This window comes from Pseudomonas sp. BYT-1 (assembly GCF_023611805.1).
GTDB lineage: Bacteria > Pseudomonadota > Gammaproteobacteria > Pseudomonadales > Pseudomonadaceae > Aquipseudomonas > Aquipseudomonas guariconensis.
The window spans coordinates 2686701-2710863 of the sequence record NZ_CP072559.1 but is presented as its reverse complement, the minus strand read 5'-3'; the positions used below and the strand labels follow the sequence as shown (position 1 = coordinate 2710863).

General features: G+C 64.7%; 20 protein-coding genes. 3 read left to right on the top strand and 17 right to left on the bottom strand.

What is annotated here, in order from left to right:
- Position 1: 1 nt before the first annotated feature.
- The 3 genes from J5X93_RS12375 to J5X93_RS12365 are packed head-to-tail and all read right to left on the bottom strand — an operon-like array spanning position 2 to position 3424.
- The gene (locus tag J5X93_RS12375; protein ID WP_043210859.1) at positions 2–829 is read right to left on the bottom strand and encodes an ABC transporter permease; all 828 of its coding nucleotides are present in this window, start codon (positions 827–829) and stop codon (positions 2–4) included.
- Between the two features lie 3 nt (positions 830–832).
- The gene (locus J5X93_RS12370) at positions 833–1795 is read right to left on the bottom strand and encodes an ABC transporter permease (protein WP_414628448.1); all 963 of its coding nucleotides are present in this window, start codon (positions 1793–1795) and stop codon (positions 833–835) included.
- Between the two features lie 27 nt (positions 1796–1822).
- On the bottom strand, positions 1823–3424 hold the full coding sequence (locus tag J5X93_RS12365; protein ID WP_043210857.1) for an ABC transporter substrate-binding protein: 1602 nt from the start codon (positions 3422–3424) through the stop codon (positions 1823–1825).
- A gap of 162 nt (positions 3425–3586) precedes the next feature.
- Here J5X93_RS12365 and J5X93_RS12360 point away from each other — a divergent pair, with 162 nt between their 5' ends.
- On the top strand, positions 3587–4027 hold the full coding sequence (locus J5X93_RS12360; protein ID WP_043210854.1) for an RrF2 family transcriptional regulator: 441 nt from the start codon (positions 3587–3589) through the stop codon (positions 4025–4027).
- A 125-nt stretch (positions 4028–4152) separates the two neighbouring features.
- On the opposite strand, the gene J5X93_RS12355 is transcribed toward J5X93_RS12360, so the two are convergent.
- The 12 genes from J5X93_RS12355 to J5X93_RS12300 all read right to left on the bottom strand — a co-directional run bounded on the left by J5X93_RS12355 (position 4153) and on the right by J5X93_RS12300 (position 20146).
- Positions 4153–5568 carry an aldehyde dehydrogenase family protein gene (locus tag J5X93_RS12355; protein ID WP_182943252.1) on the bottom strand — a complete coding sequence of 472 codons (1416 nt, stop codon included), beginning with the start codon at positions 5566–5568 and terminating at the stop codon, positions 4153–4155.
- Positions 5561–6751 carry a pyridoxal phosphate-dependent aminotransferase gene (locus J5X93_RS12350; protein ID WP_043210850.1) on the bottom strand — a complete coding sequence of 397 codons (1191 nt, stop codon included), beginning with the start codon at positions 6749–6751 and terminating at the stop codon, positions 5561–5563. The genes J5X93_RS12355 and J5X93_RS12350 overlap by 8 nt, the downstream gene beginning before the upstream one ends.
- A gap of 20 nt (positions 6752–6771) precedes the next feature.
- Complete coding sequence (gene alr / locus J5X93_RS12345; RefSeq protein WP_043210868.1) at positions 6772–7998, bottom strand: alanine racemase; 1227 nt, start codon at positions 7996–7998, stop codon at positions 6772–6774.
- Positions 7999–8034: 36 nt separating this feature from the next.
- Entirely contained in the window at positions 8035–9642 is a 1608-nt protein-coding gene (locus J5X93_RS12340) for a 5-guanidino-2-oxopentanoate decarboxylase (protein WP_182943254.1), read from the bottom strand.
- Positions 9635–11752 (bottom strand): acetate--CoA ligase family protein, encoded by a 2118-nt coding sequence (locus J5X93_RS12335; RefSeq protein ID WP_182943256.1) that lies wholly within the window; start codon positions 11750–11752, stop codon positions 9635–9637. The genes J5X93_RS12340 and J5X93_RS12335 overlap by 8 nt, the downstream gene beginning before the upstream one ends.
- A gap of 18 nt (positions 11753–11770) precedes the next feature.
- Positions 11771–12931: an acyl-CoA dehydrogenase family protein gene (locus tag J5X93_RS12330; protein ID WP_043210842.1), complete on the bottom strand. Its 1161-nt coding sequence runs from the start codon at positions 12929–12931 to the stop codon at positions 11771–11773.
- 33 nt (positions 12932–12964) lie between these two features.
- Positions 12965–13756, bottom strand: a complete 792-nt coding sequence (locus J5X93_RS12325) for an enoyl-CoA hydratase/isomerase family protein (RefSeq protein WP_182819041.1) — start codon at positions 13754–13756, stop codon at positions 12965–12967.
- Positions 13757–14067: 311 nt separating this feature from the next.
- Positions 14068–15480, bottom strand: a complete 1413-nt coding sequence (locus tag J5X93_RS12320) for an amino acid permease (RefSeq protein ID WP_043210838.1) — start codon at positions 15478–15480, stop codon at positions 14068–14070.
- 199 nt (positions 15481–15679) lie between these two features.
- Positions 15680–17935 carry an ATP-binding protein gene (locus J5X93_RS12315; protein ID WP_090342751.1) on the bottom strand — a complete coding sequence of 752 codons (2256 nt, stop codon included), beginning with the start codon at positions 17933–17935 and terminating at the stop codon, positions 15680–15682.
- On the bottom strand, positions 17932–18705 hold the full coding sequence (locus J5X93_RS12310; RefSeq protein ID WP_090342749.1) for a substrate-binding periplasmic protein: 774 nt from the start codon (positions 18703–18705) through the stop codon (positions 17932–17934). The genes J5X93_RS12315 and J5X93_RS12310 overlap by 4 nt, the downstream gene beginning before the upstream one ends.
- A gap of 5 nt (positions 18706–18710) precedes the next feature.
- A complete protein-coding gene (locus J5X93_RS12305) occupies positions 18711–19427 on the bottom strand; it encodes a response regulator (RefSeq protein WP_043210832.1) in 717 nt (238 codons plus the stop codon).
- Between the two features lie 74 nt (positions 19428–19501).
- A complete protein-coding gene (locus J5X93_RS12300) occupies positions 19502–20146 on the bottom strand; it encodes a TetR family transcriptional regulator C-terminal domain-containing protein (protein WP_043210829.1) in 645 nt (214 codons plus the stop codon).
- 204 nt (positions 20147–20350) lie between these two features.
- Here J5X93_RS12300 and J5X93_RS12295 point away from each other — a divergent pair, with 204 nt between their 5' ends.
- Complete coding sequence (locus tag J5X93_RS12295; RefSeq protein WP_182940821.1) at positions 20351–21097, top strand: enoyl-CoA hydratase; 747 nt, start codon at positions 20351–20353, stop codon at positions 21095–21097.
- 4 nt (positions 21098–21101) lie between these two features.
- Here the strand turns inward: J5X93_RS12295 and J5X93_RS12290 are convergent, their stop codons facing one another.
- Positions 21102–21968: a LysR family transcriptional regulator gene (locus J5X93_RS12290; protein ID WP_043210825.1), complete on the bottom strand. Its 867-nt coding sequence runs from the start codon at positions 21966–21968 to the stop codon at positions 21102–21104.
- A 152-nt stretch (positions 21969–22120) separates the two neighbouring features.
- On the opposite strand from J5X93_RS12290, the gene J5X93_RS12285 reads away from it, so the two are divergent.
- Positions 22121–23107, top strand: a complete 987-nt coding sequence (locus tag J5X93_RS12285) for an NAD(P)H-quinone oxidoreductase (protein ID WP_102081733.1) — start codon at positions 22121–22123, stop codon at positions 23105–23107.
- Between the two features lie 12 nt (positions 23108–23119).
- Here J5X93_RS12285 and hchA read toward each other — a convergent pair whose 3' ends face one another.
- Complete coding sequence (hchA, locus tag J5X93_RS12280) at positions 23120–23995, bottom strand: glyoxalase III HchA (RefSeq protein ID WP_043210822.1); 876 nt, start codon at positions 23993–23995, stop codon at positions 23120–23122.
- Between the last annotated feature and the right edge of the window lie 168 nt (positions 23996–24163).

The window sequence follows — 24163 nt, the reverse complement described above, 5'->3', positions numbered from 1 at the left end:
TTCAGCACTCCTTGAGGCCACTGGCCGTGTGCAGCACCCAGTCCACGACGAAGTTCACGCTGACGGTGATCAGCGCCACGGCCAGCGCCGGCAATAGTGGGCTGACGTCACCGAAGGTGATCAGCACGGCGTTGTCACGCACCATGCTGCCCCAGTCGGCGGTCGGTGGCTGGATACCCAGGCCCAGGAACGACAAGGCACTGATGAACAGAAAGACAAAACAGAAGCGCAGGCCGAACTCGGCGATCAACGGCGCTGCGGCATTGGGCAGCACCTCGCGGCTGACCAGCCACCACAGTCCCTCCCCGCGCAGGCGCGCGGCCTCGACGAAGTCCTGTACCACCACTGTCATTGCCACCGCCCGTGCCAGGCGGAACACCCGGGTGGCATCGAGCAGTGCGATCACCAGCACCAACGAGGTGGCCGTGGTGCCGACTACGCTCAGGATCAGCAAGGCGAAGATCAGCTGCGGGATGGCCATCAACACATCTACCAGGCGCGACAGGCCCTGGTCGATCCAGCCGCCCTTGATCGCCGCCACCAGGCCGCAAAAGCCGCCCACGGCAAAGGCCAGGGCAGTGGTCAGAAAAGCGATCCCCAAGGTATTGCGCGCGCCATAGACCAGACGGCTGAACATGTCGCGACCCAGGTTGTCGGTGCCCAGCAGGAACTGCCCACCCCAGGGCGCGAAGCCCTCGCCCACCACCTCGGTCTCGCCGAATGGCGCCAGTACCGGAGCAAACAATGCCACCAGCACATACAGGACGATCACCAGCAAACCGAACTTGGCGCTCAGCGGCGCACGCTGCAATTGCTTGAACAGGCTCATCGGCTACCCCTTCGGATGCATCAGGCGCGGATTGCTGGCGATCGACAGCACATCGGCACTGGTGTTGAGCAGAATGTAGGTGGCGGCGAAGATCAGGCTGCAGGCCTGCACCACCGGGATGTCGCGCTTGGCGACAGAATCCACCAGCAGTTGGCCCAGGCCTGGGTAGACGAACACCACCTCGACCACCACCACCCCCACCACCAGATACGCCAGGTTCAACGCCACCACGTTGATGATTGGCGCCAAGGCGTTGGGCAAGGCATGGCGGAAGATGACTCGCGCCGGCGAGATGCCCTTGAGCCGGGCCATCTCGATGTAGGGGCTGGCCAGCAGGTTGATCAGCGACGCACGGGTCATGCGCATCATCTGCGCGACCACCACCAGGGCCAGGGTCAGCACCGGCAGCAACGAGCGCTCCAGCACTTCGCCCAGGGAGGCATCAGGCGACAGGTTGGAAATGCTCGGCAGCCAGGCCAGCTTCACCGCGAATACCAGGATCAGGATGTAGGCGACGAAGAACTCCGGAAACGACACCGCCGTCAGCGCACTGGTGTTGAGCAACCGGTCGAACCAACAGTTGCGGTACAGCGCCGCCAGCATGCCCAATAGCAAGGCCAACGGCACCGAGACCAGCGCCGCCAGCAGCGCCAGGCTGAAGGTGTTGCCCAGTCGCGCGCCGATCAGCTCTGCGATCGGCCGCTGGTTGGCCAGCGATACACCCAGATCACCGTGCAACAGCTGCCAGGCCCAGTGGCCGAAGCGGCTCCAGGCCGGCATGTCCAGACCCAGTTGTGCCCGCAGCGCCGCGACGGTTTCAGGGGTGGCCGCCTGGCCCAGCATGGCCTGGGCGACATCGCCAGGCAGCATGCCCACGGCCAGGAAGATGATCACCGAGACGGCCAGCAGCGACAACAGGCCCAAGGCCAGGCGTCGCGCGAGTAATGAACCAAGACTATTCACCATGGGCTCCTCGTGCAGTAACGAAAGGGATCAGGCCTGCCACCAGCGCTCGATCAGCCGCAGGCCATCGAGTTCGCCATAGGGCGCGGTGACCCCGCCGTGGGTGACCCGACGCGAACGCGCCGCCACCGAGCTTGCGAACAGCGGCACGATGGCGCCGCCGTCGTCGCGGCACAGGGCCTGCATTTCGTTGTACATCTCCTGCCGCAGCGGCGCGTTCATTTCGCCACGGGCGGCATTGAGCAGCTGGTTGAAGCGGGCGTTGTCCCAGTGCGTCTCGTTCCAGGCTGCGCCTTTTGCATAGCCGATGCTGAACATGCGGTCGGCGGTCAGGCTGCTGTACCAGAACGAAGTGGTGAACGGCTGCTTCATCCATACGTTGGTGAAGAAGCCATCGGCCGGTTCGCGCACCACATCGATGTCGATACCCGCCTTGCGCGCCTGCTCCTTGAACAGCACCGAAGCGTCCACCGCGCCGGTATAGGCGGCGTCCGAAGCCTGCAAACGCACCTTGAGCGCGTCCAGCCCAGCCTGGCGCAGATGGAAACGGGCTTTGTCCGGGTCGTAGGCGCGCTGTTCGAGCGCCGGGTTGATGAAGCGGCTGCCCGGCTGGATCGGATGGTCGTTGCCGATCTGGCCGTAGCCATGCAGCACTGAAGTCAACAAGGCCTGGCGGTCGATGGCGTACTTGAGCGCCAAACGCACGTCGTTGTTCTTGAACTGGGTGCTGTCGCAGAGCATGGGGAAGGTGTAGTGCTGGGCGCCCTTGGTCTCTTCGATCACCAACTGCGGGTTGCGCTTGAGCAGCGCCACGGTCTTGAGATCGACCTTGTTGATCACGTCCACCTGGCCGGTGACCAGGGCATTGACCCGCGCAGCGCCATCGGCGATGGCCAGCAGTTCGGCGCTGGCAAAATGCGCACGACCGGGCTTCCAGTAGTTCGGGTTGCGCTCCAGGTCCATGCGCACGCCTGGCTCGAAGCGCTTGAGGCGGTAGCCGCCGGTGCCGTTGCCGGAGCGCCAGTCAGCCACACCGTCCTTGGCCGGCATGATCACCAGATGGTAATCGGCGACTACATAGGCGAAGTCGGCATTGCCCGAATGCAGCTCGAACACCACGGTGTCGTTGCCCTGGGCGCGGACCTGGGCGACATCGCCGAGCACGGTCTTGGCCGCCGAGGTGGATTTTTCGCCCAGGTGGTGCTGGATCGAGGCGACCACATCGTTGGCGTCCAGGGTCTTGCCATCGTGGAAGGTGACGCCCTGGCGCAGGGTGAAGGTCCAGACCTTGGCGTCGGGGCTGGACTCCCAGCGCTCGGCCAACTCTGGAATCGCCGTGCCGTCGACGCTGATTTCGCTCAGGGTGTTGTATACGGCCGAGAACCCGACAAACGTAAACGTATCGCTCCACGAGCCTGGGTCGCCGGAATCAGTGGTGCTGCCACCCGCCAGGCCCATGCGCAGGACGCCGCCGGCCTTAGGGGTGCCCTCCTCGGCCCAGCCCGACATCGGCAGGCCCAGCGAGAAGGCGCCGGCGAAGGTGGCCGCCGCCGCGCTGTACTTGAGGAAATCCCGACGCGGCAGGCCGCTATCGGGCATCGCTTGAGTGATCTTGTTCTTGTTATCGCTCATGGCATCGCCTCTGTTGAACCGCCAGGAAAGGTCTTGTTCGCCCGACGACCAAATATTTGTAATTGTCATCGTGACAAATACATTAGACTCAATGCCACGCCCCTGCCAAGTGAGATTTTCACAGGGGTGTAGACTTCGGTTTTTACCCAGGGACCTTTGCCGATGAGCCAGTCGACTCGCCTGATCACCGCCTCGTACATCCTCTCGTTCGTGGCCGCCAACGCACCGCAGAAACTGCGTACGGAGACCATCGCCAAGTGGGTCAAGGTCCATCCGGCACGGGTGCGCAGCCTGGCCTCGCAACTGGTCAAGGCCGACATTCTCAAGTCCTGGCGTGGCGCTCATGGCGGCCTGACCCTGGCCCGCCCGGCCAGCGAAATCACCCTGCGCGAGGTGTACGACGCGGTGCAGGAAAGCTCATTGATCGCCGAGAAGATCGACAACCCGTTTTCCGGGATGGAGGATCACTGCAAGGTGTACGAGGTGTTCACCCGTCTGTTCGCCATGCTCGAGGCGAACATGCGCCTGGATCTGGGGGCGATCACGGCCGATCAATTGTTCGTGGCGTTCGACAGGCCCGTGGAGGATGTGGCGGTGGGGTGATCCTTCCCCTTCGCGTCCTCTTCGCGGGTAAACCCGCTCCCAAAGGTTCACCGTTGCCCTAAAGCAGCGAGGTTGCTGTGGGAGCGGGTATACCCGCGAATGGGCTGCACAGCAGCCCTCCGGTCTCAGAGCTGAACCGCCTTCACTTCGATGAACTCACCCAACCCCTCCTCGCCCCATTCACGCCCGTTTCCGGACTGTTTGTAGCCGCCAAACGGTGCCCGGTAGTTGAACCCGCCACCGTTGACGAAGCACTGCCCGGCACGCATCTGTCGGGCCAAGGCCAGCCCACGCTCGCGATTGCCTGCCCACACTGCGCTGGACAAGCCAAACGGCGAGTCGTTGGCCATCGAAATAGCCTGCTGCTCATCGGCATACGGGATCAGGCACAGTACCGGCCCGAAGATCTCTTCCTGGGCGATGCGCATGCGGTTGTCGACATCGGCGAACAGCGTCGGCGCAACGTAGAATCCACGCTCGAACCCAGGCGCCGAATCACCACCGCACAACAATCGCGCGCCCTCTTCCTGCCCCAGGCGGATGTAGTCGAGCACCGTGCGCCGCTGCCCTGCCGAACACATCGGCCCCAGAAAACTCTGCGGATCACGCGGATCGCCCATGACCAGCGCACGCGTCTCGGCCAAGGCGATCTCCAAGGCCTCGGCGTAGCGCTCGACCGGCAGCAGCATGCGGGTCAACGCCGTGCACGTCTGTCCGGAGTTGATCATCACGTCCTGCACACCATGGCGCACCGCCGCTTCCAGGTCGGCGTCGGCGGTGATCAGCAGCGGCGACTTGCCGCCCAGTTCGAGGCACACCCGTTTGACCGTCGGCGCCGCCGCCTGGGACACCCGCACCCCGGCGCCGGTAGAGCCGGTAAATGACACCATGTCTACCTGCGGATGCCGAGCCAGCGCCTCGCCCACCTTCGACCCCGGCCCGCTGACCAGGTTGAACACCCCGGCCGGCAGCCCAATGGCGTCGATCATCTCAGCCAGCAAGAAGGCGTGCAGCGGCGTCTCCTGGCTCGGCTTGACCACCACCGTGCAACCGGCAGCCAAGGCCGGTGCCAGCTTGCCGATCATCTGGTGCAGCGGGTAGTTCCACGGGTTGATGAAGGCACACACGCCCACCGCCTCGCGGTACACCAGCGAGTTACCGACTTCACGCACCTCATCCATCAAGCCAGCCAGTTCGACATACTGCTCCAGCCCTTCGATTGGCCCGTCGACCTGCACCATCTGGCACCACTGCACCGGCATGCCCAGTTCGCTGGTGATCACATCGGCCATTTCTCCGGCCCGCGCACGCAATTGCTCGGCCAAGGCACGGATATAGCCTGCACGCCGGCTCGATGGCGTGCGCGACCACTCAGCGAACGCCCTTCGCGCCGCATTCACCGCCCGCTCCACATCCTGCTCGTCACCCAGCGGCACACGGCCGATGGCAACTTCGCTGGCCGGGTCGATGACCTCGGCCATCCCCTGCCCGCTCGGCACCTGCCAGGCGCCGTCGATGTACAGCCGCGCGTACTCACGCATGGGTCTGCTCCTTCATCAGTTCGGCGGCGCACCGGGCGATGCGTCGGCACGCCTCTTCCAGCGCCTGTGCACCGACCACCAGGCCAAGGCGGATATGCCCGGCAGCGCTCGGGCCGAAGGCCTCGCCCGCCAGTACCGATACACCCTGACTATCCAGCAGGCGGTCGGCGAAGGCTTGGGCACTGAGGCCGGTTTCGCGGATATCGACCATCACGAACATGCCCCCATCAGGCTTGAGCGCCTTGATGCCCGGGCAACCAGCCAGACGCTCGCAGACCAGGTCACGGCGCTGGCGGTACGCCAGGCGCATTGCCTCAAGCTCCGGCAGCTGTTGCTCCAGTGCCGCCACCGCAGCGTCCTGGATGAAGTCGGGCGAGCCGTAGAGCATGCACAGGGCCAGATTTTCCAGATGGCCCGCCAGCGCGGTCGAACCCACCACCCAGCCCACCCGCCAGCCGGTCATCGCGTGCGACTTGGACAGGCTGTTGAGGGTCGCCGTGCGTTCGGCCATGCCCGGCAGGCTGCCGGGGCTGACATGCTCGCCGTCATACAAAAGCTCGCTGTACACCTCATCGGAGATCAGCCACAGGTCATGGGCGATGCACAGCTCGGCCAGCGCCTCCCAGGTGGCGCGCGGCAGGCTCGCGCCCGAAGGGTTGTGCGGGCTGTTCAGTGCCAAGGCACGGGTACGCGGGGTGATACGTGCCGCCACATCCTCGGGGCACACGCGGAACCCGTTCTCAGGCTTGACCGGCACCGGCACCACCGTCGCGCCACAGGCGCCGAACACGGCCTCGTAGGTCACGTACATGGGTTCGGCGACGATCACCTCGTCGCCCGGATCGAGCACGCACTGGGCCACGCAAAACAACGCGCACTGCGCACCGGCCAGCACCGTGACCTGGTCGGCGCTCACCGCCTGGCCGCTGCGTTGCTGGTGGCGACGGGCAATGGCCTGGCGCAGGGCCAGCTTGCCGCGTACATCCGAATAATGGGTGTGGCCATCGCGCAGGCTATCGATGGCCGCCTCGACGATGGGCGCCGGCGTGTCGAAATCCGGATCTCCCACCGACAGCAACAGGACGTCCTTGCCCTCGGCCTGCATCGCAAGGGCGCGGTAGTGGATGTCCCAGGCGGCGGCGCCGTCGCCGGCGATGCGTTGGGTCAGCTTGGCAAAGCGCATGAGCGTCTCCTATGAAGGCGTCAGTCGACGAGGATCTTCGGGTTGGCACTACCCCAGACCGTGTAGAGGTCGGCCAGCAGCGCGTCATTGATTTCTTCCATTTCGCTCTGGGTGATTTCACCGCCCGCCTGCTTGCCGAACAGCACCACCTCGTTGCCATTCTTGACGTCAGGGAAATCGGTGACATCCACCATCAGGGTGTTCATCGACACCTTGCCTACCACCGGCACACGGTGACCGTTGATCAGCACATGACCTTTGTTGGTGAACACCCGGCGATAGCCATCGGAGTAGCCGACGGTGATGTTGGCCAGGCGCGAATCGCGGCTCAGGGTGAAGGTGCGGTCATAGCCGACGGTGTTGCCGGCCGGGTAACTGTGCACAGCCGCCACGCGGGACTTGAACTGCATGGCGCGGCGGTACTCGGTGTGGCTGGGCACGGTGTCGCCGAACAGCGCGCCGCCGGTGCGTACCATGTCCAGGCGCGCTTCGGGCACCTCCAGGGTGGCGAAGGAGTTGGCCGCGTGCAGGGTCAGCTTGCGGCGGTCGAGTTTGGCATGCTTGATCAGCCAGTCGCTCTGCTCCTTGAAGGCGGCCAGGCCCTTGCGCACGTCGTCCTTGTCTTCGACGGCGAAGTGGGTCATCAGCGCGACCAGTTCCAGGTTCGGCTGCTCGGCGATCTCCAGTGCTTCACCACGGCCCGACCAACTGGCCATTTCCACGCCGTTGCGGCTCATCCCGCTGGAGTTCAGGGCCAGGTGTATACGCAGGGTCTTGCCGTGGCGCTGGGCGATCGCCGCCACCTGGCGGGCGAACTCGGCGCTGCCGACCAACTCGTCCATGTTGTACTGCAAGGCGTCTTCCACCTCGCTCACGCTGGCCAGGCGCACCCGCACCAGTTGCCCTTTGAAGCCGCTGGCACGGACCACACGGGCTTCCTCGTTGCTCGCCACCGCCACGCACGGCACATCCAAGGCGATGATCGAGGGCATTACCAGACCAATACCGTGGCCATAGGCGTCAGCCTTGAGCACCGCGCACAGCTTGGATTTACCGTTCAGTTCTGCCTGCAGGGTCCGGATGTTGTGTTCGATGGCGCTCTTGCTGATCTCGACCCAGGCGTTACTGTTCTGGATGGTCAGGGCGTTGATGCCGTTGTCCATCGACAACGGCGGTGCGGCGTACAGCGGGGCCTGGGCGGCCAGCAGGGCCAGGGAGGCGGCAAGAAGGGTACGACGGAATGGCATCATGCTTGTTCTCTATTTGTTGTCCTGAAGGTGCGGTCAACGGGCACAGGCGTGCTTGAGTTCGATGAAGGTCACGCCTGGCGTGGCAAATCCGTCGACCAAATCCGATTGCAACTCGTCCAGACTGCGCGGCTGGCGCACGGCGCACCCAAAGGCGCGGGCCAGGCCGATGAAGTCCGGGTTGCGTGGCAATACGCCAATCGGTTCGATGTCCAGGCCCAGCATGTCGTCACGAATCTGCCCCAAGGCGTCGTTGTTCCACAGCAGCACCACCAGCGGGCGGTCGAGCTCTTCAACGGCGGTGGCCAGTTCCTGGGCGGTATAGAGGAAGCCGCCATCACCCACCAGCACCAGGCCCGGGCGGTCTTCGGTGGCGAACATACCGCCGATGCCGGCCGGCAGGCCGTAGCCCAGGGTGCCGTAGCCGGTCGGGTGCAGCCAGCTGCGCGGTGCCCGGCTGGTGAAGGCGTAGTTGCCGGTGTAGGCGAGTTGGGTCATGTCGGTGCTGATGAAGGCGTTTTCCGGCAGTGCGGCGGCGATGCGGTCGAGAATCGCCTGGTGAATCGCCTGCAGCGGCGCATGCCCTGCCCGGATCGCCTGGCGCAGGTTGTTGACGGCCGCGATGGCGGCACCGGCATCGCGGGTGGCCTGCGGCAGATGCTCCAGCAGGCTGGCCAGGGTCTGCCGGGCATCGCCGTGCAGGGCAATCGCGCAGGGGTAGAAGTCGTTGAACTTGCGTGGGTCGATGTCCACCCGCAGCAGTTCGCCGGCCAATGGCAGACGTTCACGCCAGAAATCGGTACCGGCCATCTCGGTGCCTACCGCCAGCACCACATCGGCCTCGCCGATCATTTGCCAGCCCGGTTCGACGCACAGGCTGGCACCGGCATTGAGCGGCGCCTGCGGGGCCAGCAGGCCCTTGCCGGCGACACTGGTGAACACCGGTGCGGCCAGGCGCGTACTCAGTTGCACGAGCTCAGCCGCCGCGTGCAAAGCGCCACCGCCCGCGATGATCATCGGCCGCTTGGCGTTGGCCAGCTTGACGGCAGCCTGCTGCAGACTGTCGCGATCCGGCAGGCCGCGCCCTGGGCGGCGCACCACGTCATTGCTCCAGTCGCGGGTAACCGGCGCGGCCAGCACATCCAGCGGCACCGAGATGTGCACCGGACGCGGGCGTTCGCTGTCGAACACCGCCCAGGCACGGGCGATCAGCTCCGGCAGGTCCTCGGTGCTCAGCGCCACGGCGGAGAATGCGGTGATCGGCGCGGTCATGGCGCGCTGGTCCTGGGTCTCGTGCAGACAGCCCCAGCCTTTGCCCAGGCTTGCGGTGTGGTTGACGCTGGAAATCACCAACATCGGGATGGAATCGGCGTAGGCCTGGCCGATGGCGGTGGCAGCGTTGGTCACACCAGGGCCGGTGATGACGAAGCACACACCCGGCTTGCCACTGACCCGCGCATAGCCGTCGGCCATGAAGCCCGCGCCTTGTTCATGGCGAGTCAGCACATGGCGGATGCCGCTGCCCGGCAGCCCCCGGTACAGCTCCAGGGTGTGCACCCCGGGGATACCGAACACCGTGTCGACCCCATAGTTGCTCAACAGCCGTACCAGGGCTTGGCCGCCGGTCAAAGGACGTTCATGCATGTTGTTCTCCTTGCGCCTGGCCGAGGCGGATCAGCGCGTCGACCGCGGTGGTGCCTTGGGCACCGACCATCAATGGGTTTACGTCGAGCTCCAGCAACTGGCCGGCGTTTTCGCAGGCGTAGTCGGCCACCGCGCGGATCGCCGCCACCAAGGCGTCGAGATCGGCGGCCGGGCGGCCACGGAAACCTTGCAACAGACCGGCGCTGCGCAGGCCCAGCACGGCGTTGCGGATGGCGCCGTCGGTGGTCGGCAGCAGCAGATTGACGCTGTCCTTGAGCAATTCCACCAGCACCCCACCGGCACCGATCACCAAGGCCAGGGCAAAATCGTTCTCGCGCTTGATGCCGACGATCAGCTCGGCCAACGGCGCCTGGGCCATGGGCTCGAGCAACACCTGGTCGAACGGCACGCCAGGGGCGTAGGCCGCGATGCGCCCGTGCATCTGCTCGAGCGCCGCTTGCAGGGCGTCGGCATCGCGCAGGTTGAGGGCCACCGCGCCGGCTTCGGTCTTGTGCGGCAATTGTGCGCTGACCGCCTTGAGCACCAGCGGGTAGCCAACGCGTGCGGCATCCTTGAGTGCCTGCTCGGGCGTGCTCAGCACACCGCCAGGTACCGGCAGGCCAAAGGCACGCAGCGCCTGCTTGGATTGCCATTCATCGAGCAGTTGCGCCTGGCCACCCAGGGCCTGCGGGCACAGTGGCACCAAGGCCGACTCGCCCAGCTCCAGCAAGCGCTGGCGGTTGCGCTGGTAGGCAACGATCCGCCCCCAGGCCGCCAAGCCATCTTCCACGCCCTGCAATGCGGCGATGCCTCGCGCATGCAGGCGTTCACGTGCGCTGGCCGGCAGCAGCTCAGGGAAGGCCGAAGTGACGAAGCCGATCTTGCCGTGGCGCTGCAAGGCATCGCAGTACAGCCCCAGCAGCAGGTCGCACTCCTTGCGCTCGCCGGTGAACTCCGCCGGGTAATCCAGCACCAGCATGGCCGCATCGGCATCGGTTTGCAGGGCGCTGTCGAGCATGCGCTCGAGCGCCGCGCCATCGCCCCAGATCGCCGTGGTGAAGTCCAGTGGGTTGACCAGGTTGGCGTAGGCCGGCAACACCTGGGCCAACTCATCCACCTGCATTTGCTCAAGCTTGGGCAAGGCCAGGTGGTTGCGCTCGGCGTAGTCGGCGATCAGGCCCGCATCGCCTCCAGAGCACGCCAGGGCGATCAATCGGCCATCCTGGGGCAAGTGGCCGCAGGCGGCCGCCTTGAGGGTTTCGGCAAAACTGACCGGGCCGCTCACGCGGATCACGCCCAGGCGCTGGAACAGGCTGTCGTACAGGGCATCGGAGCCCGACAGCGAGCTGGTGTGGCTCAGGGCGAGCTCGGCGCCGATCTGCGACACGCCGGTCTTCAAAGCGATGATCGGGATGCCCCGTTCCAACGCCTTGTGTGCGGCACGGGCAAAGCCCGGCACGTTCTTCAGGCCTTCCAGGTGCAGGCCAATGGCGGTGACGCGAGGGTCGTCGAGTAGCACGTCCATTAGCTCGGCCATGCCCAACTGCGCCTGGTTGCCCACCGAGGCCATGTAGGCCACGGGCAGCGAGCGGTCGCTCATGGACAGGTTGTAGGCGAAGTTGCCGCTCTGGGTGAGGATCGCCACGCCCTTCTCTACCTGTTTGCCGCCGTGGGCAACCGGCCACAGGGCTGCGCCATGCAGGTAATCGAGCAGGCCATAGCAGTTAGGGCCGAGCAAGGCCATGGAGCCGGCCGCCTCGAGCAGGCGCTGTTGCAGCACGCGCCCTTGCTCGCCGCTCTCGGCAAAGCCTGAGGCGTAGCAGATGGCGCCACCGGCGCCGATCGCGGCCAGGTCCTTGACGCATTGCAAGGTCAGGTCACGGTTGGTGGCGATGAACACCGCGTCCGGCCCACAGGGCAACTCGGCCACACTGGGCACGCACGGTACGCCATCGAGGCTTTCATGCTGTGGGTTCACCAGCCACATCTGGCCGGCGAAGCCGCCTTCGGCGCAGCGCTTGAGCGCCCGCGCCATGCTGCGCCCGCCGACGAAGGCCAGGTGCCGGGGCGCCAGCAGGCGCTTGAGGTTGTCACGAATCGAGTGCGACATGGGCAATCTCCAGGCCGATCAGCGCAGCAGCGGACGCAGCAGTTCGCGGGAAATGATGTGTCGCTGGATTTCGGATGTGCCCTCCCAGATCCGCTCGATCCGCGCGTTACGCCAGATGCGCTCGACCGGTCCCTCGTCCATCAGGCCCATGCCACCGAAGATCTGCACCGCCTCGTCAGCCACCTTGCCCAGCACTTCACTGGCGAACAGCTTGGCCATGCCGGCCTCGCCGTCGGTCATGCTGCCTTGGTCCATCTTCCAGGCGGTGTGCAGGGTCAGCAGTTCCGCGGCGCGGATCTGGGTGGCCATGTCGGCGAGCTTGAACGACACGCCCTGGTAGCTGCCGATGGCCTGGCCGAACTGCTTGCGGTCGGCGGACCACTGCAGGGAAAGGTCAAGGGCGCGCTGGGCCTGGCCCACGCAGTTGGCGGCCACCATCACCCGACCTGCGGTGAGCCAGGCGTTGGCCACCTCCCAGCCTTTGTCCACCTCGCCCAGCACCTTGCTGGCCGGCACGCGGCAGTCGTCGAAGAACAGCTCGTAGGTGTGGTAGCCACGGTTGCTCACGCACTTGGGGCCACGGCGGATGGTCATGCCTGGCGTACCGCGGTCGACCAAGAAGGCCGTCACGGCATTGCGCTTGCGGCCGTTGTGTTCGTAGGTGTCGGTGACCGCGAAGACGATGGCGAAGTCGGCGTGGCCGGCGTGACTGATGAAGTGCTTGCTGCCATTGATGACGAAGTCGTCACCGTCGCGTACAGCGCGGGTCTTGATGGCATTGGCGTCGGAGCCGGCGCCCGGCTCGGTGAGGGCGAAGCAATCGATCTTCTCGCCTTGCACGCACGGCAGCAGGTAGTCGTTGATCTGCTCGTCCTTACAGGCCATGAGGATCTTTGAGGGGCGCGCCACGAACACGTGCAAGGCCCAGGAAACCTTGGACAACTCACGCTCGATCAGCGCCTGGGACAGATAATCCAGGCCACCGCCGCCGACTTCCTCGGGCATGTTGAAGGCATAGAACCCAGCCGCGATCGCTTTGCCGCGGATCTGCGCCGCCAGCTCCGGCGACACCGCATCGGCGCGGTCCACCTCTTCCTCATAGGGCAGCAGCTCTTTGGTCACGAAGCTGCGTACCGCTTCCACCAACATTTCTTGTTCTTGGGTCAGTTGGAAATTCATCTGGAATCGTCCTGAAGAAGGTCGTGTAAGGGGTTATTTACCAACGAATTCTGGCGCGCGTCGTTCGACCGAAGCCCGTAGCGCCTCGGCGCCGTCCTGGCTGCGCCCGCACAGCAGGCCTGCGGCAAGCTCGGCTTCCAGCTGCTCGCTCAAGGTGCGCTGGGCTCCGTCACGGATCAGGCGCTTGGTCTGGGCGTAGGCGAAAGTCGGCCCCTTGGCCAGGCGAGCGGCCAGTTCGGCAGTGACGGTCGGCAACTGGTCATCGGCGCACACCTCACTCACCAGTCCGGCAGCCAGGGCGCGCTCGGCGCCCCACAGCTCGTCCAGGAACAACAAACGCTTGGCCTGCTCGGTACCGATCAGCCGTGGCAAGTGCCAGCTGGCACCGGCGTCCGGGCTGTAGGCCATGCTGGTGTAACCGGCCTTGAAGCGCGCCGAGGCGGCGGCGATACGCAGGTCGCAGCACAGGCTCAGGTCCATCCCGGCGCCGACGGCGGTGCCGTTGATGGCGGCGATGGTGGGTTTGTTCAGGCTGTGCAGACGCTGCATCAAGGCGTGGGCGGTCTCGGTCCAGCCGTAGCTTTCCAGGGCACCGCGGGCTTCGGCCTCGGCCCACTCGGCCAGGTCCGCGCCTGCGCAGAAGCTGCGCCCAGTGCCGGTCAGCACCACCACCCGCACGGCTGGATCGGTGTTGAAGGCTTCCAGCAGTGCGTGCAGTTGCTTGAGGCTGGGGATGTCCAGCGCGTTGCGTTGCTCGGGGCGGTTCAGGGTGATCCAGGCAACGCCGGCTTCGACCTTGCTCAGCAGTGAGGACGGGCTAGTCATGGGAGGCCTCGATATTGTTGTTGGTGGGTATGAGGGGGACGACTTGGGAGAGATACTAAACAAGTGTTCAACAAGACGGCAATCGGGGCCTGAGTTACTGTAACAACTCAATAAAGCGCCATATCTAGTTGTTTTTTAGGAGTATTTCTCCAACAGAAAAAGGCTTTGATGCGTCGGCTGTTACAACTTCGCACAACTACGGTTTTGCACTGACGGCGCCAAAGCATTCGCGGGTAAGCCCGCTCCCACAGGGCTTGTGCAACACCCTGTAGGAGCGGGCTTACCCGCGAATAGGCACCGCCACTGTCACGTCATACGCCAGGCGCGCTCGGCTCGAAGGCCCCCTGCCGACGACGGTTGATCAGGAAGTACGCCGCGTAGCACACGGCAATGAAGCCAAAGCCCCAGTACAGCGACGGACGCTGGGTCTCGTCCAAGGCCAGGAACACGAACAACGAACTGCACAAGGTGATGCACAGCAGCGGCACCAGGGGGTACAGCGGCGCGCGGTACTTGAGCTCCTCAAGCTTGCCGCCATCACGCAGGAAGGCTTTGCGGAAGCGGTACTGAGCCAGGGCAATGACGATCCAGGTCACGGTGCCGGACATTCCGCTCACCGCCATCAACACCATGAATAGGGTGTCGGCGGCGACGAAACTGGTCATCAGCGAGATCAAAGCGAAGCACAAGGTGATGCTCAGCGCCCGCAGCGGCACGCCGCGCTTGCTCAGCGGCGACAGGCTCTTGGGCGCCATGCCGGTCTTGGACATGGCCCAGAGGATACGCGTGGAGGCATACAGCCCCGAGTTACCCACCGACAGGATCGCGGTGAGGATCACAAAGTTCATCAGGTCCGCCGCGTAAGGGATACCGACCATGTCGAACACTTGCACGAACGGGCTTTCCATCAGGCCGGCCTGCTCGTGCGGCACGATGGCCGAGAGCACGGCGATGGCCAGCACATAGAAGATCAGGACGCGGAACACCACGTTGCGCACAGCGCGAGGGATGCTCTTTTCCGGATGCTCGGTCTCGCCCGCGGCCACGCCCATGATCTCGCAACCCTGGAAGGCGTACACCACGGTCATCATGACCGCGAACACCGCCGACAGCCCATGGGGGAACAGCGAATCGCCAATGAGGTTGTCGAGCATCGGGGCCGGCGCCCCATTGTTCAGCGGGATGCCGCCGAAGATCACCAACAGGCCGATCACGATAAAGCCCAGGATGGTCGCGACCTTGATGCCCGAGAACCAATACTCGGCCTCACCGAAGGCGCGGGTGGCCAGGGCATTGAGCCCGAACAGCACGGCGACGAACAGCGCCGACCAATACCAGATCGGCACCTCGGGGAACCAACGGGTCATCAGCATGCCGGCGGCGGTGAACTCAAGGCCCACGGTGGTGGCCCAGCTCATCCAGTACACCCAGCCGATCATGAACCCCGTGGCCGGGCCGATGAACTTGGTGGCATGGGCCTGGAACGAACCGGACACGGGCATCTGCACCGACAGCTCGCCCAGGCAGACCATGACCAGGTACATCAGAAGGCCCGCGACCAAATAAGCCAGGATCGCCCCCATCGGGCCGCCCTGGTTGATCGTGACCCCCGAGCCCATGAACAGGCCGGTGCCGATCACCCCGCCCAGCGACAGCATGAAGATGTGCCGGCTCTTGAGCGCACGGGTCAGTTGGATGCCTTTGCGGTCAGTGGATTCAGACATGGCGCACCTCGACCTGGCAGGCGCACTGGGCGGGAAGACAATTCAGGAGGTCTTGAGCTTTACGGCATTTCATTATTCTTATCTCCAATAAGCCTCATGGACCGTGTGGAGCACGGTTGCCATCGATTATTGGAAACGGATGTAAGGTGCCGTTGTACGGACGGATCGAAGATGTAAAAAGTCGTAACTTTTTTGTACGTCAGCCCTGGATCAGCTGTTCCAAGGTGGTGCGGGCTAGGCGGATCTGCTCGGCCAGCGGTTCGCTCAAGGCTTCGAATGCCCCAGCATCTCCCTTCAACCCGACGTTCTCCAGGTGTCGTAACGTCGTCGCCAGGCCCGCAAAGCCCAACGAATCGCAGCTGCCCGCCAGACGATGGGCCAAGTGGACCACCTCTGTGCAGTCACCTGCCTTCAGCGCCTCCCCCAGCGCCGCCTCGTGCTGATCGATCGCCTGGCGCAGAACCACGAGCAGACCTTGCAGTTTCTGCTCGCCCAGTAACGCGCGGTGGGTCTGCAGCAAGGCCCAGTCCATCGACGCCTCGGGCACTTGTGCGTCCACCACCGGCGTCAGGTCAACCAGAGCCTCGCGCAGGCTGTCCAGCTTCAAAGGTTTGGCCAGCACGCCCTGCATCCCAGCCTCCAGGTAACCGGGCACCTGCGCCGGTTGCACACCTGCGGTCAAAGCCAGGATGCGCGTCTCACGGTTGAGCCCTGGCGTAGCGCGGATGAGGCGGCACAATTCCACCCCGCTCATCCCAGGCAGGTGCACGTCCAGCAGGATCAGGTCGAACCGGCACTCGGCGCACGCTTGAAGGGCTTGCTGGGCATGCTCGGCGAAACTGACTTGGTGGCCATCTCGGGTGAGCAACCCCCCGGCGACTTCTCGGTTCAGCGCCACGTCCTCGACCACCAGAATTTTCAGTGGTGACAGGGCCTGGCGTACCAGCGCCTGGGTCTTAGGCTGCCGACCGCAGGCCAGGTCCAGCTCGAACCAGAAGCAGCTGCCCTGCCCCTCGACGCTGTCCAGGCCGATGCGCCCGCCGAGTTTCTCCACCAGGTGCTTGCAGATCGCCAGGCCAAGGCCGGTACCGCCGTAGCGCCTGGCCACGGCTTCGCTGGCCTGGGTGAAACGATCGAAGATCTTCGCCTGCATGGCAGGGGCGATGCCGATGCCATCGTCACTCACGTTCACCCGCACCCGTTGCAGGTCCATCCGCGGCTCCAGCACCTGCACCTGCAGCGTGACCTGCCCGTGTTCGGTGAACTTGATGGCGTTGGCCAACAGGTTGCTCAGTACCTGGCGCAGGTACTGTTCGGCGCCGTGCTGGAACTCGGCCAGCTGTTCGTCGATGTGGCAGTGCAGGCGGTTGCCGTTGTCGACAGCCCTGGGCTCGAGCAGGGTCATGACTTCCTGGCACAACTGGCGCAGGGAGAAGTCGACCATTTCCGGACGGCTCTCGCCTTCTTCCAGGCGGGCGAAATAGAGCACTTCATTGAGAATCGCCAGCAATCCCTCGCCGGCCTTGTACAACGCTTCCAGGCGCTCGCGGTCACGCAGCGCCAGGCTGCCGCCGCGCAGCAGCTCGGCCATGCCCAGGATGCCATTGAGCGGCGTGCGCAGTTCATGGCTCATGGTCGCCAGGAACCTGGACTTGGCCAGGTTGGCCGCCTCCGCCTCGTCCTTGGCCCTGGCCAGGCTCGCGGTGCGCCGCTCGACCATCGCCTGTAGCTCGTCGCGCTTGTCCTGCAAGGCCAGGCGATCCAATTCGCGGCGCTCGATGTCCCGCAGGATGGCCCGGCGCATGTCATCCAGGGCATGGGCCACGGTGTCGATCTCGTCCGGACGGGCCGAGCGGCGCCGGGCCAGGCGCAGCGGTTCCTGCCACTGCCCCGCACCGATACGCCGTGCGAATTCGGCCATCACTTGCAGGTGGCGCGTCACCAGGCGGTAGAACAGCCCGGACAGCGCCACCGCAAGGCCGCAGAGGAACACGCCCATCCACAACAGGCTGGTCAGCCCCGTGGCAAACAATCGCCGATGCACAGCGCCCAGGTCGATGCTGACCTCCAGCTCGCCCAAGTGCCGCGCAGGCCCGGACGGCGGTTGGTAATCCAGGGCGAAACGTTCGATGCGCAGCGGCCCCTTGGGCGTGGCGTCGCCGCGCAGCAGCCTGAAGTCTTCGCTGATCAGCCGCACCCGCGCCACGTCGGAAAAGTCCACCAACCCACGCAGTTGCACGTCCAGTTGCGCCTCGTCCAGATCCCACAGGCTGCGCTCCAGGCTCGCCAGGTAGCCGGCGCGGATCAACGCCATGCGCGCCTCGATGTCGCGCATTTCCCGGCGGTACTCGAAGTACAGCTGGACGGAGCTTGCCAGCACGGTAAAGCACAGGCTGAACAGAAAGATGAACAGCAGCAGGCGGCGCAGCAGGCCGTCGGTGTGCAGGCGGATCATCGGGCGTCCACCGGCAGGTTGATCATGTCGCGGTAAGTCACTTCGCTCTGCTCCAGCCAACGCTGGATCTCGCCAGCCTCGGTCATCTTGCGCAACTGCTGGTCGATGGCATCCATGCGCCGGCTCAAAGGGGAATGTCGCGAAACCGCAACGCGCAGATAATCCACGCTCAGTGCGGTGGGCAAGGCGTGGATATCCTTGGCCCCAGGCAGGTGCTCGACGAACAGCTGGCCGGTACGCCGCTCCTGGATCACGAAGTCGATGCGACCACGGATCAGCTTGCCGAAGTTCTGCTGGCTGGAGGACACCCATTCGATGTTTTGGTGCCGCGCCACGAAACGGTCGAACTCAGGCCCATAGCTTTCGCCGTAGAGCAGACCGCCCCGGTAGCCGGCCAGGTCGTCCAGGTGCTCGAAGCGCACCGGCCGGCGCTGATTGACGAACACCGCCACCTCCTCGCGCAGCACCGGCACCGTGGAAAAGCGCATGCCCTGGTCGCGCTGGTCGCTGTTGTAGGCCAGCACCACATCGACCCGCCCTGCGGCGGCGTCCATCAGGCAGCGCTTCCAGTTGCCCAGCACAACGATCTCGACCTCGTAGCCCAAGCGCCCGAGCAACTCGCGCACCACGGTGGGTGCCAGGCCTCGGACCTGGCGGCCATCGCTCCAGGAAATCGGCGGGTACACCGGGTAGTCGCAGTAGCGGATGCGCTCGCCGGCCACACCGTGCAGGCTCACCAGCATCAGGGCCAGGGCGCACAGGCGGCCCATGGACGTCAGGCCGCCACGCTGGCGGTGAACAGGTAACCGGTGCCGTGGATGGTGATGATCAGGTGCGGCTCGGCCGGATCGTCATGCAACTTGCGCCGCAGACGGCCGACCAGCACGTCGATGGAGCGGTCGTTGGGCACCCACTCGCGATTGCGGATCTGGTCCATCAATTGGTCGCGGGTCAGGGTATGGCCGCTGTTGCGCAGGAACACACTGAGCAGTTGGAACTCGCCGTGCGTGAGCAGGGTTTCGGCGCCGCGCGGGTCGATCAGGCGACGGCGATCGGTATCGAGCGCCCAATCGGCAAACTGCTTGAGCGACTGCACGCAGGCCGGCGCAGGCTTGGCGACACGAGCGTGGCGCACGCGGCGGATGAGGTTCTTGGCGCGCGAGACCAGCTCGCGTGGGTTGAGGGGTTTGATCACATAGTCGTCGGCGCCGCATTCCAGGCCGACGATACGGTCGATGTCGTCGTTGCGACCGGTGATCAGGATGATGCCGACTTCCGAGCGCACCCGCAGTTCGCGGGTCAGCGTCAGACCGTCCTTGCCCGGCAGGCGAATGTCGAGCAGCACCAGATCGACATCCTGGCTGGCGAGGAAGGCATCGGCCTGTTCGGCGGTGTCGGCACAGTGGACGTCGTAGCCTTCCTGGGACAGGTAGGCGTGCAGCAAGTCGCGAATAATCGGATCGTCATCGACGATCAGTACCCGAGGCGTCATTGCGTGTTGTCTCTTTTTTATAGGTGTTGTTCATCGAACCCGCGCCCGCAGCGTACTCGTTACTGAACAGGCGATCAACAGCCCCCACTTACACTGAAGCGACGTCGACCGCCTGCCTGGAGACCATCGACCCAGGCCTCGCAGATCAACACCCCCTGTTCCGGCGAGAACGTCCCAGGGTTGAGGCCGGATTCCAGCCACAAACCGTCGAGCAGTGCGCTGAGGCTGATGGCCGCAAGGTCCGCATCGAAGCCTTCCCAGCCCTCCTCCGTGGCCAGTGACGCCAGCAGTTGGCTCAGTTCGTTGCGGTATTCACCGTAGGAATGGTCGTGCACCTGGTTGATCGCCTCGGCGGTCTTGACCGCGCCCCAGAATGCCAGCCAAGCGTCGAGCAGCTTGGGGTCCAGTACGTCCGATCCGAACGATGCGCGAAAGAACGCCGACAGCCGCTCGCGGGCATTGGGCGCGGCCTTGGCCATGGCCTCGCGCAACAGGCCCATGACCCGCCCGGTGACCGCCATGTAGGCATCGGCCACCAGTTCATCCTTGCCCGAGTAGTGGTGGCTGATCAGCCCCACCGACACCCCTGCCTCGGCGGAGATCTTGCGGATCGACGCGCCCTGGAAGCCATGGCGTTTCAGGCACACCAAGGTCGCCTCCACCAGATTGGCCTTGCGCAGTTCCGGCAGCATGCGGTTGTAGCGGGCTTCCTGACTCATCGGTGCTCCTGGAGAAAAACAGCGTTATCGAGTTGGCACGCGCCTTTGGCAGCGGCGACTTTCATTCTCTGTGCGCCAGGGCGACTGGGGCTCCCACAAGGGGACTAGTCTGGCTGAACGACTGTACAACAAGCCAAGCACCGTGATAAACCCTCACGGCGCCCTTGCGCCAAGACCCCGATTCCAACAACAAAAGCGGCTGCCATGAACGACCTGATCACACGCGAGCTGGACCAAGGCCTGTTGACCCTGACCTTCAATCGCCTGGACAAGCTCAACGCCCTGAACATCGCCATGTACGAGCAGCTCGCCGAGCGGCTGCTGGCGGCTGACGAAGACCCGCAGGTGGACGTCATCCTGCTCACCGGCGGCCCGCAATGCTTCAGCGCCGGTAATGACCTGCGCGACTTTCTCGATAACCCGCCACGTGACCGGGACAGCCCGGTGTTTCACCTGATCCGTGTGGTCATGGGTGTGAAGAAACCACTGATCGCCGCCGTCAACGGCGCGGCCATCGGCATCGGCAGCACCCTGCTGCTGCACTGTGACCAGGTGCTGGTCAGCCGCTCGGCCAAACTGCGCATGCCTTTCGCACCGCTAGGGGTGTGTCCGGAATTCGGCTCCAGCCTGCTGCTGCCTCGCCTGCTCGGCCATGCCCGCGCCGCTCGCCTGCTGCTGGCCAACGAACTGCTGACCGGCGAGCAGGCCGTGGACTGGGGCTTGGCCAACGAACTGCACGAAGACGGCGAGCAATGCCTGGCGGCGGCGCGGAAGCTTGCCCGGCGCCTGCAAGCGATGCCCCGTGAGTCACTGCTCATCAGCAAGCGCCTGATCAAAGAGGCCCATCGCGCCGAACTTGAGGCCACAGTCGAGCGTGAAAGCCAACTGTTCGTCGAACGCCTGCAAACCCCTGAAGCCAAGGCCGCCTTGCGCGCCTTGCTCAAGGACTGACCGCTCAGCCCTCGAAGGTTCGGACCAACTGGTCGATGACCAGACGAACCCGGGCCGTGTGGCGCAAATCCTTGTGGGTGACCATCCACACCTCGTAAGGCGCGCTGCGTTCACGTGACGGCCAGACCCGCGCCAAGCCGTCGCGCTCGCCCAGGGCAATGGGAATCTCGCCGATTCCTAAACCTTCGGCGATGGCGCGGCGCACCATCATGCTGGAGTTCACCGCTGCCACCACCCGCCCCTGGTCGATCACCTCATCGACCAGCGTCGGCACCGTCCGATCACGCCAGTACGGCTCATACATCACCAAATCGTGCCCTGCGAAACCACTGGCCGGCACCGGTTCGCCTTGGCGGGCCAGATAGTCGGTGCTGGCGTACAGGCCCATCGGCCAGCTCGCCAGCTTGCGCAGGATCAGGTCCGGGTTGTCCGGACGCTGGTTGCGGATGGCGATATCGGTCTCGCGTTGCGACAGGTTGACCAAATCCGAGGAGCCATGCAGCACCACGCGGATCTCAGGGTGGGCCAGGTGCAACTGACGCAGGGCTGGCATCACGAAATCGCAGGCCAGGGAATCGGTGGTGGAAATCCGCACCTCCCCAGCGCCTTCATTGTCTACTCCGCGAATACGCCGGGTGAGCTCAAGCGCCGCGCTTTCGACCTTCTGCGCGAGCGCGAACGCCTCCTCGCCAATGGCGGTCAGTTGATAGCCTGCGGGCGTTCGCAGGAACAGGGTCGACCCCAGGTCGGCCTCCAACGCAGCGATCCGTCGCCCTACGGTCGCCTGGTCGACCCGCAGCACGCGCGCGGCCCGGCGCAATGTCTGTTCGCGGCCCAGGGCCAGCAGGATCCTTGCGTCATCCCAATTCATCGATGGTCTTTCCTCACAGCACTTGTGCAACAGGGCGCCGCGAAATCGCCGCGCGCCCGGGGCCGACGAGTTCCGTACCCTTGGGAGCAAGTCGCCAACGCGGCCAACCTTCACCTCACAAGGGCACAGTACCCATGAACAACGTTTCCAACATGACCGCCATCGAGATCACCCAACCGGGCGGCCCCGATGTCCTCCAACCCACTCGCCGGACGATTCCCGAGCCTGCCGCACGCGAGGTCCTGATCAAGGTTCGCGCCGCAGGCGTCAATGGCCCGGACCTGCTCCAGCGCAAGGGCCTGTACGACCCACCCGCAGGTGCCTCGGACATCCCTGGCCTGGAGATCGCAGGTGAAGTCGTTGCCCTTGGCAGCGAAGTCCGAGGCTTTGCCGTTGGTGATCCGGTGATCGCACTGGTGACCGGTGGCGGCTACGCTGAATACGCCGTGGCCGACGAGCGTACCACCTTGCACCTGCCCGAGGGCCTGTCGATGATCGAAGCCGCGGCCCTGCCCGAGACGTTCATGACCGTCTGGGTCAACCTGTTCCAGCGAGGCGGGTTCAAAGCCGGCGAGTCGGTGCTGATCCACGGGGGCGTATCCGGTATCGGCACCACCGCGACGATGCTGGCCAAGGCCCTCGGTGCCTCGCGGATTTTCACCACCGTCGCCAACCCCGAACAGCAAGCGGCCAGCCAGGCCCTGGGTGCCGACGTTGCGATCGACTACAACCGTCAGGACTTCGTCGAGGAGGTCTTGCGCCATACCGAGGGCCAGGGTGTGGACGTGATCGTCGACATCATCGCCGGCGAATACGTAGCGCGTAACTTCCAGGCCGCGGCCATGAACGGGCGGATCGTGCAGATTGGCGTCATCAAGGGCCCGGCGCCGCAGGTTGACCTGTTCCCGATGCTGGTCAAGCGCCTGACCCACACAGGCTCGACCTTGCGTGCACGAAGCGCAGACGACAAGGCGCAGATCATCACCGACCTGCAACGACACGTCTGGCCCCATGTGCGCAGTGGCGCGGTCAAGCCGCTGATCTTCCGCACCTTCGCCCTGGGCGATGCGGCCCAGGCCCACGCCTTGATGGAAAGCGGCCAGCACATGGGCAAGGTGGTGCTGACCGTCGACGCCTGACACCAAAGCAACTCACCCGGCGCCGACTTCCTTGAGCAGCGCAGCGGCCGCCAGCTTGCCCAGTGCATTGCCGGCCAACGGGCTGTCGCCGGTGAGCAGCTTGCGGTCCTGCAAGGTGGCGCCGGAAATGTCTTTGTTGATGATTTCCACGCCCAGGGCCTTGAGCTGCTCGCCGAACTTCCACGTCAGGTGCCCGGGCATGTAGCCAATGTCCGGGGTCTTGGCATCCAGATCGTCCGGGAAGGCGCAGATGCGGTAGCCGTTGTAGATGCAGCTATCGCGCGTCTCGCCGAGACCCGCGGCGAGCAGCGCCGCTGGGCCATGGCATAGAGTGATGACGAACTTGTCGTGCTTGGCCGCCCAGAGCAGCAGCTGTTTCACCGCTTTGCTTTCGGGCAGGCCAATCAACGCGCCGTGGCCACCGGGGATGAACACACCGATGTAGTCCGAGTCAGGGCCCAATGCACGCTCGACGACATCCTCGAGTTTGAGCGGTTGTTTGAAGGCATCGCGATAGCGGGCGTACAGGCCCTTGACCTCGGCATCCTCCGAAGGCATCGCCCAGAACTCGAACTTGACCGGGTTGCCAGACAACGTCGCCACATCGAAGGCAAAGCCGGCTTTGTCCAGGTGGTACATGGGCAGCAGGGTTTCCACCGGATGGTTGCCGGTGGAGAACATCGTGCCGTTGTCGGTGAGCAAGTAGCGCTCGTCGGCACCGATCATCAGCACTTTCCAGCGGCCTCCCGTGTAGGGCCTTGGGTAATCGGCGCCACTGAGGTCGGATGTGGGCGAAGTGAACTGACTCAGCGAATAGGGCGAGGGGAAAAACGCATTGTCCTCGGCCGGGTCAGGCGTGGGGCGTTTGTCATCGTTCGGCTGTGCCATGGCGTTCTCCAACAGGCTGGTGGGGACAATCGGGCAGTCTAGTCCAGCCCAGTAAAAGCTATCGCAGGACGCGACTTGCGGTGCGTCGGTCAATAAAGGCTATGTGCCACCAGTCATCCAGCTGTCATCTTTCTGTCGTATTTTCCGATCACTACCCAAGGTCGGGAC

Excerpts from the sequence above, each read along its gene's own strand:
- J5X93_RS12375 (WP_043210859.1), bottom strand. The coding sequence starts at position 829 with ATGAGCCTGTTCAAGCAATTGCAGCGTGCGCCGCTGAGCGCCAAGTTC.
- J5X93_RS12370 (WP_414628448.1), bottom strand. The coding sequence starts at position 1,795 with ATGGTGAATAGTCTTGGTTCATTACTCGCGCGACGCCTGGCCTTGGGC.
- J5X93_RS12365 (WP_043210857.1), bottom strand. The coding sequence starts at position 3,424 with ATGAGCGATAACAAGAACAAGATCACTCAAGCGATGCCCGATAGCGGC.
- J5X93_RS12360 (WP_043210854.1), top strand. The coding sequence starts at position 3,587 with ATGAGCCAGTCGACTCGCCTGATCACCGCCTCGTACATCCTCTCGTTC.
- J5X93_RS12355 (WP_182943252.1), bottom strand. The coding sequence starts at position 5,568 with ATGCGTGAGTACGCGCGGCTGTACATCGACGGCGCCTGGCAGGTGCCG.
- J5X93_RS12350 (WP_043210850.1), bottom strand. The coding sequence starts at position 6,751 with ATGCGCTTTGCCAAGCTGACCCAACGCATCGCCGGCGACGGCGCCGCC.
- alr (WP_043210868.1), bottom strand. The coding sequence starts at position 7,998 with ATGCCATTCCGTCGTACCCTTCTTGCCGCCTCCCTGGCCCTGCTGGCC.
- J5X93_RS12340 (WP_182943254.1), bottom strand. The coding sequence starts at position 9,642 with ATGCATGAACGTCCTTTGACCGGCGGCCAAGCCCTGGTACGGCTGTTG.
- J5X93_RS12335 (WP_182943256.1), bottom strand. The coding sequence starts at position 11,752 with ATGTCGCACTCGATTCGTGACAACCTCAAGCGCCTGCTGGCGCCCCGG.
- J5X93_RS12330 (WP_043210842.1), bottom strand. The coding sequence starts at position 12,931 with ATGAATTTCCAACTGACCCAAGAACAAGAAATGTTGGTGGAAGCGGTA.
- J5X93_RS12325 (WP_182819041.1), bottom strand. The coding sequence starts at position 13,756 with ATGACTAGCCCGTCCTCACTGCTGAGCAAGGTCGAAGCCGGCGTTGCC.
- J5X93_RS12320 (WP_043210838.1), bottom strand. The coding sequence starts at position 15,480 with ATGTCTGAATCCACTGACCGCAAAGGCATCCAACTGACCCGTGCGCTC.
- J5X93_RS12315 (WP_090342751.1), bottom strand. The coding sequence starts at position 17,935 with ATGATCCGCCTGCACACCGACGGCCTGCTGCGCCGCCTGCTGCTGTTC.
- J5X93_RS12310 (WP_090342749.1), bottom strand. The coding sequence starts at position 18,705 with ATGGGCCGCCTGTGCGCCCTGGCCCTGATGCTGGTGAGCCTGCACGGT.
- J5X93_RS12305 (WP_043210832.1), bottom strand. The coding sequence starts at position 19,427 with ATGACGCCTCGGGTACTGATCGTCGATGACGATCCGATTATTCGCGAC.
- J5X93_RS12300 (WP_043210829.1), bottom strand. The coding sequence starts at position 20,146 with ATGAGTCAGGAAGCCCGCTACAACCGCATGCTGCCGGAACTGCGCAAG.
- J5X93_RS12295 (WP_182940821.1), top strand. The coding sequence starts at position 20,351 with ATGAACGACCTGATCACACGCGAGCTGGACCAAGGCCTGTTGACCCTG.
- J5X93_RS12290 (WP_043210825.1), bottom strand. The coding sequence starts at position 21,968 with ATGAATTGGGATGACGCAAGGATCCTGCTGGCCCTGGGCCGCGAACAG.
- J5X93_RS12285 (WP_102081733.1), top strand. The coding sequence starts at position 22,121 with ATGACCGCCATCGAGATCACCCAACCGGGCGGCCCCGATGTCCTCCAA.
- hchA (WP_043210822.1), bottom strand. The coding sequence starts at position 23,995 with ATGGCACAGCCGAACGATGACAAACGCCCCACGCCTGACCCGGCCGAG.